Origin of the sequence: Gordonia hankookensis, assembly GCF_014673215.1 — a bacterium.
Taxonomy (GTDB): Bacteria; Actinomycetota; Actinomycetes; order Mycobacteriales; family Mycobacteriaceae; genus Gordonia; species Gordonia hankookensis.
On the sequence record NZ_JACWMS010000001.1, the window covers coordinates 811,997 to 828,422 of the forward strand.

At 67.6% G+C, this 16,426-nt stretch carries 16 protein-coding genes; 7 read left to right on the forward strand and 9 right to left on the reverse strand.

Annotated features, from left to right (window positions below; translation table 11 throughout):
- Positions 1-17: 17 nt before the first annotated feature.
- The 4 genes from IDF66_RS03860 to IDF66_RS03875 form a co-directional block, all read right to left on the reverse strand.
- Positions 18-1,406, reverse strand: a complete 1,389-nt coding sequence (locus IDF66_RS03860; RefSeq protein WP_388000835.1) for a hypothetical protein — start codon at positions 1,404-1,406, stop codon at positions 18-20.
- Positions 1,403-1,711 carry a type VII secretion target gene (locus IDF66_RS03865; RefSeq protein WP_164308751.1) on the reverse strand — a complete coding sequence of 103 codons (309 nt, stop codon included), beginning with the start codon at positions 1,709-1,711 and terminating at the stop codon, positions 1,403-1,405. Before IDF66_RS03865 ends, IDF66_RS03860 begins: the two co-directional genes overlap by 4 nt.
- 108 nt (positions 1,712-1,819) lie before the next feature.
- Positions 1,820-2,146 carry a YbaB/EbfC family nucleoid-associated protein gene (locus IDF66_RS03870; protein ID WP_190265782.1) on the reverse strand — a complete coding sequence of 109 codons (327 nt, stop codon included), beginning with the start codon at positions 2,144-2,146 and terminating at the stop codon, positions 1,820-1,822.
- Positions 2,147-2,156: 10 nt separating this feature from the next.
- The gene (locus tag IDF66_RS03875) at positions 2,157-2,564 is read right to left on the reverse strand and encodes a hypothetical protein (RefSeq protein ID WP_203589522.1); all 408 of its coding nucleotides are present in this window, start codon (positions 2,562-2,564) and stop codon (positions 2,157-2,159) included.
- Positions 2,565-2,898: 334 nt separating this feature from the next.
- Here IDF66_RS03875 and IDF66_RS03880 point away from each other — a divergent pair, with 334 nt between their 5' ends.
- Positions 2,899-4,119, forward strand: coding sequence for a CaiB/BaiF CoA transferase family protein (locus IDF66_RS03880; RefSeq protein ID WP_190265783.1), 1,221 nt, complete (start codon positions 2,899-2,901; stop codon positions 4,117-4,119).
- Positions 4,120-4,281: 162 nt separating this feature from the next.
- Positions 4,282-5,742, forward strand: coding sequence for a MinD/ParA family ATP-binding protein (locus IDF66_RS03885; RefSeq protein ID WP_190265784.1), 1,461 nt, complete (start codon positions 4,282-4,284; stop codon positions 5,740-5,742).
- Positions 5,743-5,753: 11 nt separating this feature from the next.
- Here IDF66_RS03885 and IDF66_RS03890 read toward each other — a convergent pair whose 3' ends face one another.
- The gene (locus IDF66_RS03890; RefSeq protein WP_164308747.1) at positions 5,754-6,383 is read right to left on the reverse strand and encodes a DedA family protein; all 630 of its coding nucleotides are present in this window, start codon (positions 6,381-6,383) and stop codon (positions 5,754-5,756) included.
- Positions 6,384-6,682: 299 nt separating this feature from the next.
- Between IDF66_RS03890 and IDF66_RS03895 the strand changes: the two genes are divergently transcribed.
- Positions 6,683-7,696 (forward strand): alpha/beta fold hydrolase, encoded by a 1,014-nt coding sequence (locus IDF66_RS03895; protein WP_317628616.1) that lies wholly within the window; start codon positions 6,683-6,685, stop codon positions 7,694-7,696.
- A 55-nt stretch (positions 7,697-7,751) separates the two neighbouring features.
- Complete coding sequence (locus IDF66_RS03900; protein ID WP_190265786.1) at positions 7,752-8,240, forward strand: TM2 domain-containing protein; 489 nt, start codon at positions 7,752-7,754, stop codon at positions 8,238-8,240.
- On the opposite strand, the gene IDF66_RS03905 is transcribed toward IDF66_RS03900, so the two are convergent.
- The gene (locus IDF66_RS03905) at positions 8,229-10,244 is read right to left on the reverse strand and encodes a sugar phosphate isomerase/epimerase and 4-hydroxyphenylpyruvate domain-containing protein (RefSeq protein ID WP_223309105.1); all 2,016 of its coding nucleotides are present in this window, start codon (positions 10,242-10,244) and stop codon (positions 8,229-8,231) included. The genes IDF66_RS03900 and IDF66_RS03905 overlap by 12 nt on opposite strands.
- A gap of 227 nt (positions 10,245-10,471) precedes the next feature.
- Between IDF66_RS03905 and IDF66_RS03910 the strand changes: the two genes are divergently transcribed.
- The 3 genes from IDF66_RS03910 (at position 10,472) to IDF66_RS03920 (ending at position 13,658) form a co-directional block, all read left to right on the forward strand.
- Positions 10,472-11,833, forward strand: coding sequence for an MFS transporter (locus IDF66_RS03910; protein WP_190265787.1), 1,362 nt, complete (start codon positions 10,472-10,474; stop codon positions 11,831-11,833).
- A gap of 153 nt (positions 11,834-11,986) precedes the next feature.
- Positions 11,987-12,925, forward strand: a complete 939-nt coding sequence (locus IDF66_RS03915; RefSeq protein ID WP_190265788.1) for a shikimate dehydrogenase — start codon at positions 11,987-11,989, stop codon at positions 12,923-12,925.
- Between the two features lie 43 nt (positions 12,926-12,968).
- Positions 12,969-13,658: a TetR/AcrR family transcriptional regulator gene (locus tag IDF66_RS03920; protein WP_164308741.1), complete on the forward strand. Its 690-nt coding sequence runs from the start codon at positions 12,969-12,971 to the stop codon at positions 13,656-13,658.
- 29 nt (positions 13,659-13,687) lie between these two features.
- Here the strand turns inward: IDF66_RS03920 and truA are convergent, their stop codons facing one another.
- The 3 genes from truA to IDF66_RS03935 are packed head-to-tail and all read right to left on the reverse strand — an operon-like array spanning position 13,688 to position 16,323.
- On the reverse strand, positions 13,688-14,593 hold the full coding sequence (truA, locus tag IDF66_RS03925; RefSeq protein ID WP_190265789.1) for a tRNA pseudouridine(38-40) synthase TruA: 906 nt from the start codon (positions 14,591-14,593) through the stop codon (positions 13,688-13,690).
- An 11-nt stretch (positions 14,594-14,604) separates the two neighbouring features.
- Positions 14,605-15,210, reverse strand: a complete 606-nt coding sequence (gene rplQ, locus IDF66_RS03930) for a 50S ribosomal protein L17 (protein ID WP_164308739.1) — start codon at positions 15,208-15,210, stop codon at positions 14,605-14,607.
- A 60-nt stretch (positions 15,211-15,270) separates the two neighbouring features.
- Entirely contained in the window at positions 15,271-16,323 is a 1,053-nt protein-coding gene (locus IDF66_RS03935; protein WP_164308738.1) for a DNA-directed RNA polymerase subunit alpha, read from the reverse strand.
- Positions 16,324-16,426 lie beyond the last annotated feature (103 nt).

Here is a 16,426-nt window from a genome sequence, read left to right on the forward strand (position 1 = left end):
GGTGTGGTGCCCGGGACTCATGCCCCGGTGGTCGGACCGCCTGGCGGCGGTCCCAGCCGGAGCTCGATGTCGGGCGACGGCGGGCTCTCCGGTTCGTGCTCGTACCCGAGTACGGCGGGAACAACATCGGGTACCTCGCCGACCACCTGCTGTCCGTTGTCCTCGGTCACCAGGTAGTCGGGCACCTGGTGTTGTTCGTTGGACGCACCGGCGCCGCGTGCGGTTCCCGCCGCCCCCATCGGCGCCATGGACGCAGGCATCGCGTTGGTCGAAGTCACGGTCCCGCGCGTGGCCTGCTGCGGGCTGTAGCCGGCCGGTTCGGTCATCCCGAGGGCGGGGCTGCTGAACGGGCGCGGCGCCAGAGGTGCCGCTGCGGCACCGACAGCGCCGATGCCGCCACCGCCGCCCGCATGCCCTTTGCCGCCACCGCCGCCTGCATGCCCTTTGCCGCCACCGCCGGCGCCCCCACCGCCGGGACCGCCGCCCTTGCCCGCGGCCGGCTCCCCCTTCGCGGACGTGAGCGGGTCCACCTTGGCGCTCGACAACATGCTGCTCACCGGTGACGCGATCATCGACGGCAGTTCGGACGCCGACGACACGGCCGGGGATGCGCCGTCGAGGACCGCGCTGGCGACCGCGAACGGCGACTGCGCCGAGCTCGCGGGTGTGGGTGCGTTGGTGATCGGCACCGGTGCGCCGTTCGTCGTCATCTTCGCCGTGGGTCCCAGCAGCTGCGCACGGGTGAGGGCGACTTGAGCGGTCGCCTCGGCGAGACCCTCGGTGGCGAATCCGACCGCCGCGCCCTGCCCGAACGGCGTCATGATGAGCGGGATGGTCGCGGAGATCTTGCCGATCGTCGCCGCGATGATCGCCTGCACCGCCGCGAGACCCGCCCCGACGATCCCGGCCGCGGCCTGGATGTCGAACGACATCCCGGTGCCCTGCGTCGTGACGTTCGCGGTGTCGCCGGTCGCGATCGCCGATTTGCCGACGGCTGCGGTCGACGCGGTCCCGGTCCAGAGTTTGTCGAGCGCCTTGACCGCCCCGGAACTCATGGACATCGTCGTCTCGAGCACTTTCGACAGGCTCTGGAAGATCGCCGAGGGATCGAAATCGCCGGCCCCGAGGTTTCCGGTGCCGAATCCGCCGAGCAGATCGGTCAGCGGTTTGATGAGGATGTCGAGGTTGATCGGCGGCAACGACGGCAGCCCCGGGAGCGGAGCCGACGGTGGCGGCATCACCGGCAACGCGGGCAACCCGTGACCGGCCAGGACGTCGGCGACCGACTTGTCCAGGATCGGACCCAGCGGCGACGCGTTGATCATCTCCTGCACCGTCATGTGCGACATGGCAGGTACGTCGGGAATCCCGGCCGGCACCGGGCCGGGAAATGGCGTGCCCGTCACCGGACCGATCGGATCGCGGAACCGGCTGCCGCATCCTCGGATTGGAACTCGGCCAGACCCGCGAACGTCGCTGCTGCGGTTCCGGCATGGACCGCGGCGAGGTTGCCGACCGACATCAGATGATTGGCCTGCGCCACTATGAACGACGCCAGGAACTCCTGGCCGATGAGTCCGAACACCGGGACCATCACGGCGGTGTTCGCCGCGGCGTTGATCGACCCGGCGGCACCGACCGCGGTGGCCATGGCAGCACTCGTGGCACCGAAGGCCTCGACCACCTCCGGCACAACCGTCACATCGCTCATCGCTGTTCCCTCCCGTTCACGTCCATGGACGTTGCGATCATCTCGTTGATTCCTCGATCAGACGCATCCGCGACCGATCTGGTTCCCACCACGTGTCACCGGAACGGGTCATCCGCTCCCCGGTCGGGAGTCGAGCAGTTCCGCGAACGATTCGTTGAACTCCTCGGTGATCAGGGCGCGCTTCGCGAAGGCGCGCTGAGCCGCAAGCGCGGCGGTCCCGACGATCAGTTCACCCAGGCGTTGGCCGCCGACCTCGTTGGCTCCCGGCGCCAACCACAGACCGGTCATGGCTCCGACGCCGTCGACCTCGACGGTCACCAGATCATCGGCCGACGTCTCCCGCACACTGATCGCCGCGAACTTCTCGTTCAGCTCGTACATGCTGTTCAACTGCGCGTTGGCCCGGGCCTCGAGCTCATCCATCGCCCAACTCATGCCGTCTCCCTCAGACCGATCGCAGCCAGGAGGCCGGCGCATCGTGGTCACGGTCGTCGAGCTGTTCGGCTCGAGCGAGGTCGTCGGGTCTGGGCAGTTTCATCGCGTCCACGACGTCACGGGCGACCCCGGAGGCGACGAGCTGCTCGCGCAGACGGATGCCTGCGGCCATCGCCGATTGCTGACAGAGCCGGAGAATCTCGCCGGCGAGGACCGTGGGCTCCTTCGACAGGGCCGAGTTGTCGATCCGCACCGACATCGGCAGTCCCTGCGGCGTGGTGACCACCGAGACAGCACCGGAGCGCGATCGCGCCGACGACAGCGCGTGCGCCGCATCGACATCGTTCTCCTCCGCCGATCGCCGGGTCACAGACGCCCCCGCGTGAGCGGACACGGCGCCGCCATCATGAGATGTCATGGCGATGTACCCCCCTTCATGACACTTGGACGCGACCCGGCCTCGATCGGTTCCCCGAGCCGACGAACTGTTCCGGATCCCCCGATCGACCGCGCACACGCCATGTGGGTGTCTGCACCACGACGACCGGAGCGCACAGATGTGTTCCGGTCGTCTGTGTTCCGGTTGTCGTCGGACGATCCTGCCATAGCAGTCGCCGAGCATCCACACAACATCCGGGTTTCCCTCTGTTCGAACGACCGTGGGGCGTCAGGCTTCGCCAGGGGCGCGATCCGGTGGGGATCAACCGTCCCCCGCACGCCCTCCTCGCATCGCGATCGGCGATGCTGTCAGGGTGACCAACACCGACGTTTCTCTCCCGGGTGCACTCGACGGTCTCCGCGTCCTCGAACTGGGCACCCTCATCGCGGGCCCGTTCGCCGGACGCCTCCTCGGCGACATGGGCGCCGAGGTGATCAAGATCGAGGCCCCGGGCTCCCCCGACCCGATCCGGACCTGGGGACAGGCCGAGCAGGACGGCGAGCGGGTCTATTGGACGGTCCACGCGCGCAACAAGAAGGTCATCACCCTGGACCTCAGGGCGGCAGCGGGCCGCGAGGTCTTCCTCGACCTCATCGATCACGCCGACATCGTGGTGGAGAACTTCCGGCCCGGCACCCTCGAACGATGGGACCTCGGCTACGACGTGCTCTCGGACCGAAACCCCGGGGTCATCCTGGTTCGGGTGTCCGGGTACGGACAGACCGGACCGGCCGCGAGCCGAGCCGGGTACGCGTCGGTCGCGGAGGCCGAGAGCGGTCTGCGCTACCTGAACGGTTACCCGGGCGAGGCCCCGCCACGGCTGGCGTTGTCGCTCGGCGACACGCTCGCAGGGATGTTCGCCGCGCAGGGTGCGCTGGCCGCCGTCTACCGGCGGACGGTGACCGGCAGAGGGCAGGTGGTGGACACCGCTCTCACCGAGGCCTGTCTCGCCGTGCAGGAGTCGACGATCGCCGACTACGACCTCGCAGGCGTCGTCCGAGGCCCCTCCGGGACTCGGCTCGACGGCATCGCGCCGTCCAACCTCTATCAGGCCGCCGACGGGCTGCGCGTCGTGATCGCGGCGAATCAGGACACCGTCTTCCGCAGACTCTGCGACGCCATGGGCCGGACCGACCTCGCGACGGACCCGCGATTCGCCGACCACCGGGCTCGCGGGATCAACCAGGACGAACTCGACGGGATCATCGCCGACTGGGCCGGCGTGCACACCAGCGCCGAGCTGATCGAGATCCTCGGTACGGCGGGTGTCGTCGTCGGCCCGGTGAACACGATCGCCGAGGTGGTTCGTGACCCGCAGATGCTGGCCCGCGACATGCTGGTGCCGCATCACGACGAGCGTCTGGGACGTGACGTGCTCGGTCCCGGCATCGTGCCGAGACTCTCCGAGAGCCCCGGTCGAGTGCGTTCGGCCGGTCCGCCGCGGCCGGGCGCACACAACGACGAGATCTATCGTGGGCTCCTCGGCCTCGACGACGACGCGGTGTCCGAGCTCACCGAGCACGGTGTCATCTGAACGGTCGTGTCTGAGCGGTTGCGATCGCCACGCGCCGGCGAATGTGGCTGGTCAGCGCCCCGTCACAAGTCCCCGGGAATCCGGCGGCGAATTCGACCTTCGGTAGACTCCTGCAACGATGGCGTGCACTCCATCAAACGATCTACAGGGGGACCATTCCGCATGACGTACGACGACTCCCGGAGTGTGGACGATTCCGGCGTACCGGCGCCCCCGCCGTGGCTCCAGTTCGCCGAACCCGAGCCACCCGCGGCGCCCGAACCCGCACCTCATGAGCAGTCCGCGTATCCGTCTGCGGCAGAGCCGATGCGTCAGGACGTGCCCGCAGGCCCGACACGCGCGGATCATCGGGATCCGCGGTCCGACCATCAGGCGGCCGCCGATCGGGGTGTCGGACAACCGGAGCAGACCACCGGGCTCCCGACTGCCGAGAGCGGCGCATGGCCCGCCGACGGCGCCGCTACGCAGCGACCGCCCGGCGGGATGCCGCAGGCACCCGGGCTGCCACCCCGGGGCGTGCCGGCGCAGTACCCGCCACCGGCACCCCCTCAGCAGAACCATCCACCGCAGATGCCCCCGGGCGGGCCCGTGCCCGCACCCCCGTTCGGTCCGGGCGCGCCCTACGGTGGCCCGTTCGGCGGTCCCCCGATGGGTGCTCCCGGATACGGCGACCCGCAGGCCGGACCCGGACTCGACGAGGTCGCCCTGATCCGCAAGGCCCGCCGGGCGCCGAGCCGCGGGTGGCGCCGTGCCGTGCACACGATGTCGGCAGGCGCGATCAACCCCGGCGAGTCACCTGCCGACATCGAATACCAACACCTGCTCGACCGGGTCAATCGGCCGGTTCGCGGTGACTACCGGATCGCCGTGTTGTCTCTCAAGGGAGGCGTCGGCAAGACCACCACCACGGTGGGATTGGGTTCCACGTTCGCGTCGTTGCGTGGCGACCGTGTCATCGCCGTCGACGCCAATCCCGACCTCGGGACGCTGGCCCAGCGGATCCCGCAGCAGACCCGCTCCACGGTGCGCGATCTGCTCGCCGACCCCAACGTCTACCGTTACTCCGACGTCCGCGCACACACGTCCCAGTCGCCGAGTCGGTTGGAAGTCCTTGCTTCCGAACGTGATCCGGCGATGGCCGAGGCATTCAGCGACGAGGAGTACCGCGGCGTCATGCGGATCCTCCAGCGCTTCTACAACATCATCATCACCGATTGCGGCACCGGTCTGAGTCATTCGGCGATGAACGGTGTCCTGGACATGGCCAACTCGATCATCCTGGTCAGTTCACCGGCGATGGACGGGGCGCGCAGCGCGGGCGCCACTCTCGACTGGCTCGAGGCGCACGGCTACGGCCGTCTGGCCTCCCGCGCCGTCGTCGTGCTGAGTTCATCGCGGCCGGGCGCATCCACGATCGACACCGATCAACTGGGTCAGCACTTCCTGACCCGATGCCGCGCTGTGCATCAGGTCCCGTTCGACGACCATCTGTCCGAGGGCGCGGACGTGGACCTCGATCTGGTGAGCAAACAGACGCGGCGCGCCTTCGCAGAACTGGCGGCCACCATCGCCGACGACTTCGCATCGGCGTCGTCGGAGCGCGAGGAGCCCTTCTACCCGTAGGAATCCCGGCCTCAGGCACGCGGGTCCTCACCGACCGCACCTCGGGATCGATGCCAGCGGCGACCGAGATGGATCGCGGTCGGAATCACCACCGTCAGCACCGACGCGATGATGAACAGTTCGATGTTGTCCCGGATGATCGCCACCTGTCCGAGGAAGTAGCCGAGGAGGATGATCCCGGCCGCCCACACCACGCTGCCGAGGACGCTGAACAGGGTGAAGATCCGATAGGGCATCCCGGTGAAGCCTGCGACCACCGGCGTGAGGGTGCGGATGATCCCGACGAAGCGTGCGAAGAACACCGTCAGAGCTCCGAAACGGTCGAAGTACCGATGGGTTCGTTCCAGCGGCTCCGGACCGATCCAGCGCATCAGGCGACCCTCGACGACACCGGAGCCGAGACGCCGACCGATGAGGTAACCGAGTTGGTCGCCGAGGATCGCCGCCAGCGGGACGGCGACGCACAGCAACCACAGCGGCGCGAACGGATCCGGTTGCGCCGCAAACACCCCCGCAGTGAACAGCACCGAGTCGCCGGGAAACACGAATCCGATCAGCAGGCCGGTCTCGACGAAGATCAGGATGCACAGACCGATCAGCCCGCCGGTCGCGAGGAAGGTGTCGATGTCGAACGGGTTCATCGCCTTCAGCCTACGGAGAAGCGCCGCCTCGCCGCCTGATCCGGGCCGTCGGATCCGGTGTTCGACGGCCGGAGGTTAACTCGATGCAACATCTCGCGCAGATTGTGCCAACGTGCGGTTTACTCATGGGTAACGACGCCCGGCGGCCGGTGTCGATCCACTCCCACCGCCGGACCGAACAAGCGATCACACCGATGTGAAGACGAGGAGGCCCTGTGTCCGGTTCCACGCACCAGCCCGCCACGGGCTCGCGGCCCCACACCCGCACCAACACCGGAAAAGGGCCCGCGCTCCGGCCGGTGAGTGACACCCAGATCCGCGTCGAGTACCTCACGATTCACGGCTATCGCCGCGCCTACCGCATCGCGGGCAGCGGACCGGCGCTGTTGCTGATCCACGGCATCGGCGACAACTCGTCGACCTGGGACGACGTGATACCGACCCTGGCGCAGCACTACACGGTGATCGCGCCGGACCTCCTCGGACACGGCAAGTCGGAGAAGCCGCGCGCCGACTACTCGGTGCCTGCCTTCGCCAACGGGATGCGCGACCTGCTCGTGGTACTCGGCCACACCAAGGTCACCGTCGTGGGCCACTCCCTCGGGGGCGGCGTGGCCATGCAGTTCTGCTATCAGTTCCCACGTTTCGTCGAGCGACTGGTACTCGTGGCCGCCGGCGGCGTGACGCGTGACGTCAATCCCGCGCTTCGCCTCGTCTCGATGCCCGTGGCACACGAGATCCTCACCATGCTCCGGGTGCCCGGCGTGCTCCCGACGCTGCGCACGGCGGCACGGAGCCTCGCCGCGGCTCCCGCGGTGCCGGGCGCCCCGTCGATGTCGTTGCGACGGCTCCTCAACGACCACGAGGATCTGGTGCGGGTACTGGGCGACCTCGCCGATCCGACGGCGTCGGCGGCATTCCTCCGTACCCTGCGCGCTGTGGTGGACTGGCGTGGACAGGTGGTCACGATGATGGACCGGAGCTATCTCACCGAACGTCTTCCGGTCCTGCTCATCTGGGGCGACGAGGACCCGGTCATCCCCTACCACCACGCGCAGCTCGCACACTCGGCCATTCCGCACTCCGAGCTCGAGACGTTCTCCGGCTGCGGACATTTCCCGTTCCACACCGACCCGGAACGGTTCACCAAGGTCATCATCGATTTCATCGAGCAGAACGAGGCGGTGGTGTTCGATCCCGCCAATTGGCGCCAACTGCTCTCCGAGGGGCAACAACGGGGTGGATTCGCCGGCGACGACGAGACGGTCGAGGCCGTCCTCGAAGCGATCGAGGACGAGCGCAGCGCCACCTGACGACCCGGTCACACGAATGATTCACGGGTCGCGGTCCTCATGCGATGATGTGCCGATGACCTACCCGGGACAACCCCCGAACGATCCCCGTCACGACCCGGACGGCTGGTCGCAGGCCCCCTACGGCCGCCCGTATGACCCCTACGCCCAGGGAACCCCGCATCCAGCCGGTCCATACCCGCAGGCACATCCGTACGCCTCCGCACCGGGCACGCAGCCCTACGGCGCCGGGTACCCGGGCATGGATCCGTGGGCGCCCTTCGGGCGCGACCCGATCACCGGACTGCCGTTCTCCGACAAGTCCAAGGTGGTCGCGGGACTGTTGCAGATCTTTCTCGGCAGCCTCGGTGTCGGACGGTTCTATCTCGGTGACTTTCAGACCGGTGGAATCCAGCTCGGACTCACTGTCATCGGCTGGATCACCGCGATCTTCTTCGTCGGATTCCTTGTTCTCCTCGGGGTGGGCATCTGGGCCCTGATCGACGGGATCATGATGCTCACCGGGAGCGTGCGCGACAAGAACGGTCTGCCGCTACGGCCCTGATCCAGATGCCGCCACCGTGGGATCGACGGCTCGGCGGTGCAGCTCGGCGGCAACCCGGGCCGGCGAGTTCACCTCACCGTATCCGCGATAACCGTTGCGGCGACAGACGATCTCGAAGAACAGGTCCTCGCCGATCGTCGGTGTGAAGAAGTGAAAGAACTCGCCGCCGTCGTCATCGGCGTCGTAGAGGACATCGAAGGTACGCATCTGTTCGATCATCGCGTCGGACAAGTCGAATCGCGCGATCAGATCGTCGTAGTAGTTGTCGGGGATGGGCAATGCGCGCAGCCCGCGGGCCCGACATCGTCGCGCAGTGTCGAAGATGTCGTCGCAGGCGAACGCGGCATGCGTGAGACCGCCGGGGCGGCGCAGGGGGCCGTGGTCATCGAGCTGGGTGGGCACCATCGACGCGACGATGCGGACTGCCGAGCCCGACGAGGTGGGCAGCGTCAATGCCTGACTTCGCATGGTGCCCACGGCATCCGGGATGTCGAGACCGTCATCCACCCACATACCGAACACCGAACGCAGCAGCAGCATGGCGCCTTCCCAGTCGGCGGTGGGGATCCCGAGTCCGACATGGTCGACCCCGGTGAAGAGTTTCGACGGCGGCGCGGCGCGGCGCGGCACGAGGTCGAACCGCTCCTGCCATTCCGACGCGGAGGCGACGGCGCGCAAGTCGATGGCCAGCGTCTCCGTCACGTCGAGTCGCACCACCTCGTCGCCCGACGCCGGGGCCACCGTGCCCGGCGCGGGGACCGGCGCGACGGCGACGTCGAAGTCGGCGGCACGCTGCTCCCACGCGGCCGGATTGTCACTGCGAAGGCCTATCTGCGCAATCGTCGGCATGTCGGCGGGCACCCCCGGAGCCGTCCACACGGTGCCCGCGGTCGCATCGACGACGACCGCGATGTCGGCGTCCCGGTACAGCCGTAGTCCGGTGACGCTGTCGACGCCTTGGAGGTCGAATCCGATGTACGACAAGCACTCCGCGATTCGCGGCGCCAGCACCGGACCGGCGGCCACCCGGACCGAGACGATGTCTCCGGCCGCGGCGGGGCCCCGCGACGGCACGTCGACGACTCCGCCTGCCGCTACGGCGTCGGCAGCGGCCCCGACAATCGGGCACGCACCGGTCTCGTCGGCGATCTCCGCGAGATACCGCAACGAACGATGGGCGTCGCGCGCGGTGCGGCCGGCATCCGCGTGCCGGAAGAGATCGCTGAACACCTCCAGCGACCATGGCCCACGATAACCGCTCGCCTGCACGGCCCGGATGAACGTGGCGAGGTCGAAGTTGCCCTGACCGGGCAGGCATCGGTGATGGCGGCTCCACTGCAGGAGGTCCATCCGCATCGCCGGGGCGTCCGCGAGCTGAAGGAAGAACATCGAATCCGCGTCCATCTCCGCGATCCCGGCGGGATCGTCACCCCGGGACAAGATGTGGAAGCTGTCGAGACAGTTCCCGAGAACCGGATCGCCCACCGCGGCGACCAACCGTGCGGCGTGGCGGTAGTCGTTCACATGAGTTCCCCAGGCCAGCGCCTCGTACGCCAGCCGCTTGCCCCGACGCCGGGCGACCTCGGCTGCCGCGCCGAGCTGCGCAACGAGTCGGGCGTCGTCGGCGACGGCCCCCGGCAACGGCGAGGAACAGACCAGCAACAGATCGCATCCCAACGCGTCCATCAGGTCGAACTTTCGCTCGAGCCGGATCAGGTTTCGCGCGAATCGTTCGTCGTCGGCGCTGTCGAGGTCACGGAACGGCTGGTAGAGGTCGATGGAGAGCCCGCGGTCGGCGGCGGCGGAGGCGATCCGGTGCGGCGAGAAGGGCGACGCGACGAGGTCGGGCTCGAAGATCTCCACGCCGTCGAAGCCGGCGGCCGCAGCGGCGTCGAGCTTCTCGTCGAGGGTGCCCGACAAGCACACCGTGGCAATGGACGTGCGCGGCAGCATATCCCCCCGGTCGGGAACCGTCTGCTGAGTCCGCCTGGCGGCTGTGGTCATCGTCAACCTCCGTGAGTGACGTGGGACACTAGGGCGACCTAAATGTACCAAACAGTTCATTAACGCGCCCATACTCGATCGACGATCGCACCTTTCACAACCCGTTCACCTCTGCAAATAGAGTTTTTATGAACTATCTGGTTAGTTGTCTTGACGCCGTGGAACCAGCTTTGTAGTCTCAGTCACACGCCGCCCACGTGGTGGCGCCCACCACACCTGGAGGACCGATGACCACCACCCATCACGACCTGCCGGCGCCCGCGCCGCGTAAGGCCGCGCTGGCCAGCTTCATGGGCAGCTTGGTCGAGTACTACGACTTCTTCATCTTCGGCACCGCATCAGCATTGGTGTTCAACAAGATCTTCTTTCCCGAGTTCAGCTCCGGCGCCGGAACTCTCGCAGCATTCGCAACCTTCGGTGTCGCCTACGTCGCCCGTCCTGTCGGCGCGGTGATCCTCGGTCACTTCGGTGACCGGATCGGCCGGCAGCGGGTCCTGGTGTTCACGCTTCTGCTGATGGGCTCGGCCACATTCCTGATCGGCTGCCTTCCCGACTACGACACCATCGGCATGGCCGCCCCGATCGCCCTCGTCACCCTGCGCCTGCTTCAGGGTCTGTCGGCCGCGGGCGAGCAGTCCGGCGCGAGTTCACTGACCGTCGAGCACTCCGACTCTGGCAAGCGCGCGTTCTACGCGAGTTGGACGCTGAACGGGACGCAGGCCGGACTCCTCGTCGGCACCCTCGCATTCATCCCGGTGGCCGCCCTGCCCGACGACGCCCTCCTGAGCTGGGGCTGGCGCATTCCCTTCCTGTTCAGCGCCGTCGTGATGATCGTCGCCTACCTGATCCGTCGCACGATGCCCGAAACCCCGGTGTTCGAGGCCCTCGAGGATGCCGACGGGGTCTCCCAGATCCCGCTGTTCAACCTGCTGCGCAACCACTGGCGTCCGCTGCTCCGCGTCATCGCCTGTGCGCTGATCTCGACCATGAGCACACTGTTCTCGACGTTCGCCCTCAAATACGCCACCGACGACTTCGAGGTCTCCAAGAGCTCCATGCTGATCGTCAGCGTCGTCGCGAACCTGACGATGCTGTTCACGCAGCCGCTGTGGGGGCTCGCCTCCGACCGCATCGGCCGCAAGCCGATCTTCATCGGCGGTTCGGTCGGCTGCGCACTCCTGGCCTTCCCGTATCTGTTCCTGCTCACCACCGGCTCGTTCTGGGTGATCCTGTTCTCCACCCTCGTCATCCAGTCCCTGGTCTACGCGGCCGCCAACGCGATCTGGCCGTCCTTCTACGCGGAGATGTTCCCCGCGCAGGTCCGCTACTCCGGCGTCGCGATCGGCACCCAGATCGGGTTCATGAGCAGCGGCTTCCTCCCGTTGATCGCCGCCGCCATCCTCGGCGACGGACGTATGGGCTGGGTACCGGTCGCGATCGTCGTGGCCGCCTGCGCACTGGTCGCCGCCGGCGCTGCATCGACGGCCGTGGAGACACACAAGACCGACACGATGAAGCTCGGCGAGAAGGTCACGCGTCCGGGGGCGTCGACCGACGAGCCCCGCGTCCTCAACGGCGCCTCGGCCTGAGTATCCACCACCGATCGAGTAACCCCGAACATCGCGCAACCACCACCCACCGATCGAGTAACCCCGAACGTCACGCAACCACCACCCGCCGATCGAGTAGCCCGGAGCGTAGCGAGGGCGTATCGAGATCCCCACCCGACCAGAGAGATCCCCATGTTCCAGTCTGAATTCGACACCGCTGCACGGCGAATCAACGATGGGGCGATGGTCTGCGCTCTGGTCGGGCAGGGGATCTCGCGGTCACTGACCCCGCCCATGCACGAACGTGAGGCGGCCATGGCAGGCCTGGATCACACCTACCTCGTGCTCGACGTCCCGGCCTCGGAGTCGGCGACGACGGACCTCGGTCGCCTGCTCGACCGGGCCCAGCAGGTGGGGCTGCGGGGACTCAACGTCACCCACCCGTTCAAGCAGCGTGTCCTCGCTCATCTCGATGCGTTGTCGCCGGGCGCCGAGCGTCTGGGTGCGGTGAACACCGTGGTGTTCGACGACGGCCGACGCATCGGGCACAACACGGATTGGTCGGGCTTCGCGCGGAACTTCGACCTCGGTTTCGGCGACGACAGCGAGACCCCGGTACCGCGATCGACCGTCGTGCAATTCGGTGCAGGCGGTGCCGGTGCGGCGGTGGCCTACGCGATGCTGACGCGGTCGGTGCGACGATTCCACCTCGTCGACGCCGATCCGCAACGCGCGCGGTCCCTCGCCGCCTCGCTGCAGCCATTGTTCCCGGCCACCGAGCTGACCTCAGGCGGCACCGACAACGCCGAGATCTGGATCGCTGCGGCCGATGGTCTGGTCCATGCCACACCGATCGGCATGGCCGATCACCCCGGAACGGCGGTTCCCGCCTGCCTGCTCCGTCGCGACCTCTGGGTCGCCGAGGTGGTGTACCGCCCGGTGGTCACCGAGCTGATCGCGAACGCTCGGGCCGCCGGTGCGCGCACGCTGACAGGTGACGGCATGGCCGTCCATCAGGCGGTCGATGCTCTGCGTCTGTTCACCGGACTCGAACCCGACGCGGGCCGGATGACCCGGCACATCGGCGATCTCATCGCCGCGGAGAGCGCTGCAGTACTGCGCAGTGCGTGATCACAGACGTCGCGAGCAATGAACGAACGATAGAGTTCATGAGGTGACCACCGAGACCGTACGCCGCCGCGACAGCGAACGCACCAGGGCAAACATCGTCGCCGTGGCCACCAAGGAGTTCGCCAACAAGGGGTACGCGGGTGCCCGTGTGGACGAGATCGCCGCCAAGACCCACACCACCAAGCGGATGATCTACTACTACTACGGCGACAAGGATGGCCTCTACGAGGCCGTCCTCGAGACCTCATACGGGAAGATCCGTCGGCTCGAACAACGCGTCACACACATCGAGGACGACCCGGTCACCGCCATCCGGCAGCTCGCGGAGATCACCTTCGACCACCACGACCGCAATCCGGACTTCATCCGCATCGTCGCCGGCGAGAACATCCTCAAGGGTGCGCACATCAAGAACTCCGCGGCGGTGCAGGAACTCGGCAGTCCCGCGGTCGACATCCTCGGACGCATTCTCGAGGTCGGACGGGATCGTCGGATCTTCCGGACCGACGTCGATGCACTCGACGTGCACCTCGCGATCAGCAGCTTCTGCTTCTTCCGGGTTGCCAACCGCTACACCTTCAAGACGCTCTTCGACCGCGACCTCACCGCCCCCGACCAACGTACGGCTCAGCGAAAGATGCTGGGCGACATGATCGTCGCTTATCTCACGGACACCGAGGTCAGCGCCGACGCCGTCGTCGAGGCCACCCCTCCCCCGCCGACAGCAACCTGAAACCCGCCGTCGGCGGGGTGGGCGGGAAGTCAGCCGCCGCAGCATCCTCCCGACGCCGAGTCCCGGACATCACGCGTGATCGCATTGCGGGCGGCGAGCTCGTCACCGCCCGGATAGTCGACGCCGACCAGGCACAGGCCACGCGCCTCGGCCACCGGTATCCGGCTGTTGCGCGACGTCTCTGCCAGGAGTCCGCGGCACCACTCCACGTCACGCCGACCGTCGCCGACGCTCGCAACCGCCCCGACCAGTGAGCGGACCATGGACCAGCAGAAGGCGTCGGCGCTGACCCGGCCCACGAGCACACCGTCGGCGTCGGCTGCCCAGTCGAAGCGCTGGAGATCGCGGATCGTCGTCGCGCCCTCCCGGCGGCGACAGAACGCCGCGAAGTCGTTGAGACCCAGCAACCGGCGCGACGCGTCGTTCATCGCGTCGATGTCGAGTGACCGGGACCAGGCCGCGGTGGTCCGTGCCGCGACCGGTTCCGCACCCCACCGCGCGTCGGTGAGCCGGTAGACGTAGTGCCGGCGCAGGGCCGAGAACCGCGCATCGAAGTCTTCGCTGACCGGTCCGATCGCGCGCACCCGGACGTCGTCGGGCAGCATCTTCGCCAGTCGGCCGACCAGGCGGGACGGGTCGCCGTCGATCGACCTGGTCTCCAGCGCCGACTGCGGGATGTCGGTGTGTGCGACCTGTCCGGTGGCGTGTACCCCCGCGTCGGTGCGCCCGGCGACGGTCAGCCGGACCGGCACGCGCAGGACGGTGGCCAAGGTGTCCTCGAGCAGTCCACAGACGGTGCGCTGGCCGATCTGCCGTGCCCACCCGGCGAAGTCGGTCCCGTCGTACGAGACCTCGAGGCGTAGTCGCACGGACGGGCTCGGCACAGGACGAGAGAACCCGCCGTCACCGGGTGCGGTGACGGCGGGTTCTGACAACTGCTCTGGACTCAGTCGTCCGACTTCTTCTCGTCGGCTGCGGCGTCGTCTGCCGTGGCCGCACTCGACTGGTCGTCGACGGCGTCGGCGACAGCGTCGGCGTTCTCGACCTCGGCGTCGGTGGCGTCGGCCTCGACGGCCTCCACCACGTTGTCGGCATCCGCTGCCGCGACGACCTCTTCGGTCGCCTCGAGCTTGTCCTCGGCCGCCTTCTTGGAGGCCGCGACGCGGGTCGCACGGCTGGCCTCGCTGCTCGCGGTGGACTCGCGCACCAGCTCGATCACGGCCATGGGGGCATTGTCGCCCTTGCGCGGCAGCGTCTTGATGATGCGGGTGTAGCCACCGGGACGGTCCGCGAAGAACGGGCCGATCTCGGCGAACAGGGTGTGCACGACATCCTTGTCACGGATGTCCTTCATGACCTCGCGACGGTGGGCAAGCGACCCGGCCTTCGCGTGGGTGATCAGCTTCTCGGCGTAGGGGCGCAGCCGCTTCGCCTTCGCTTCGGTGGTGGTGATGCGGCCGTGCTCGAAGAGCGAGGTGGCGAGATTCGCCAGCATCGCTTTCTGGTGGCTGGCCGACCCGCCGAGGCGGGCACCCTTGGTGGGCTTGGGCATTGTCTTCTCCTAGAAGAAACTCACGATCTCACGACCGGAAGTCAGGGTTTGGCGACAGCCTTACAGCTGCTCGGTTTCAGCGAAATCCTCACCGGAGTCGGCGTCGAACGACGCGTCATCCGACCACGTTCCGGTAGCCGGGTCGTAACCGGCGACCTGCGACGGGTCGAAGCTGGCCGGGCTGTCCTTGAGGGACAGTCCGAGTGCGTGCAGCTTGACCTTGACCTCATCGATCGACTTCTGGCCGAAGTTGCGGATGTCCAGCAGATCCGACTCGGTCCGCGCCACCAGCTCGCCGACGGTGTGCACACCCTCGCGCTTGAGGCAGTTGTAGGACCGGACGGTCAGCTCGAGATCCTCGATCGGGAGGCTGAACGACGCGATGTGGTCGGCCTCGGCAGGCGACGGCCCGATCTCGATGCCCTCGGCCTCGACGTTGAGCTCCCGGGCGAGCCCGAAGAGCTCCACCAGGGTCTTGCCCGCCGAAGCGAGCGCGTCCCGAGCGGTGATCGAGTTCTTGGTCTCCACATCGAGCACGAGCCGATCGAAGTCGGTGCGCTGCTCGACACGGGTGGCCTCGACCTTGTAGGTCACCTTGAGCACCGGCGAGTAGATGGAGTCGACCGGGATCCGGCCGATCTCCGCACCCGATGCCTTGTTCTGCACGGCAGGCACGTATCCGCGGCCCCGCTCGACGACGAGCTCGATCTCGAGCTTGCCCTTGTCGTTCAGGGTGGCGATGTGCAGATCGGGATTGTGCACGGTGACACCGGCCGGCGGCACGATGTCGGCGCCGGTGACGGTGCCCGGACCCTGCTTACGGACGTACATGGTGACCGGCTCGTCCTCTTCGGAGCTGACCACGAGGCCCTTGAGGTTCAGGATGATGTCGGTGACGTCTTCCTTCACCCCGGGGACGGTGGTGAACTCGTGCAGGACACCGTCGATACGGATGCTGGTGATCGCAGCGCCCGGGATCGACGAGAGCAGGGTACGACGCAGCGAGTTGCCGAGGGTGTAGCCGAATCCCGGCTCGAGGGGCTCGATGACGAACTTCGAGCGGTCCTCGGCGATGATCTCCTCGGTCAGAGTGGGTCGCTGTGAGATGAGCATTTCGTTGATTCTCCTTGTGGCCGACCGCTATTTGACGGCCTAGAAGGTGGACCGAACAGCTGTTGCTGTCTGGCGTGTCTGTCGTTGTGTAGTCGCGGTGGCG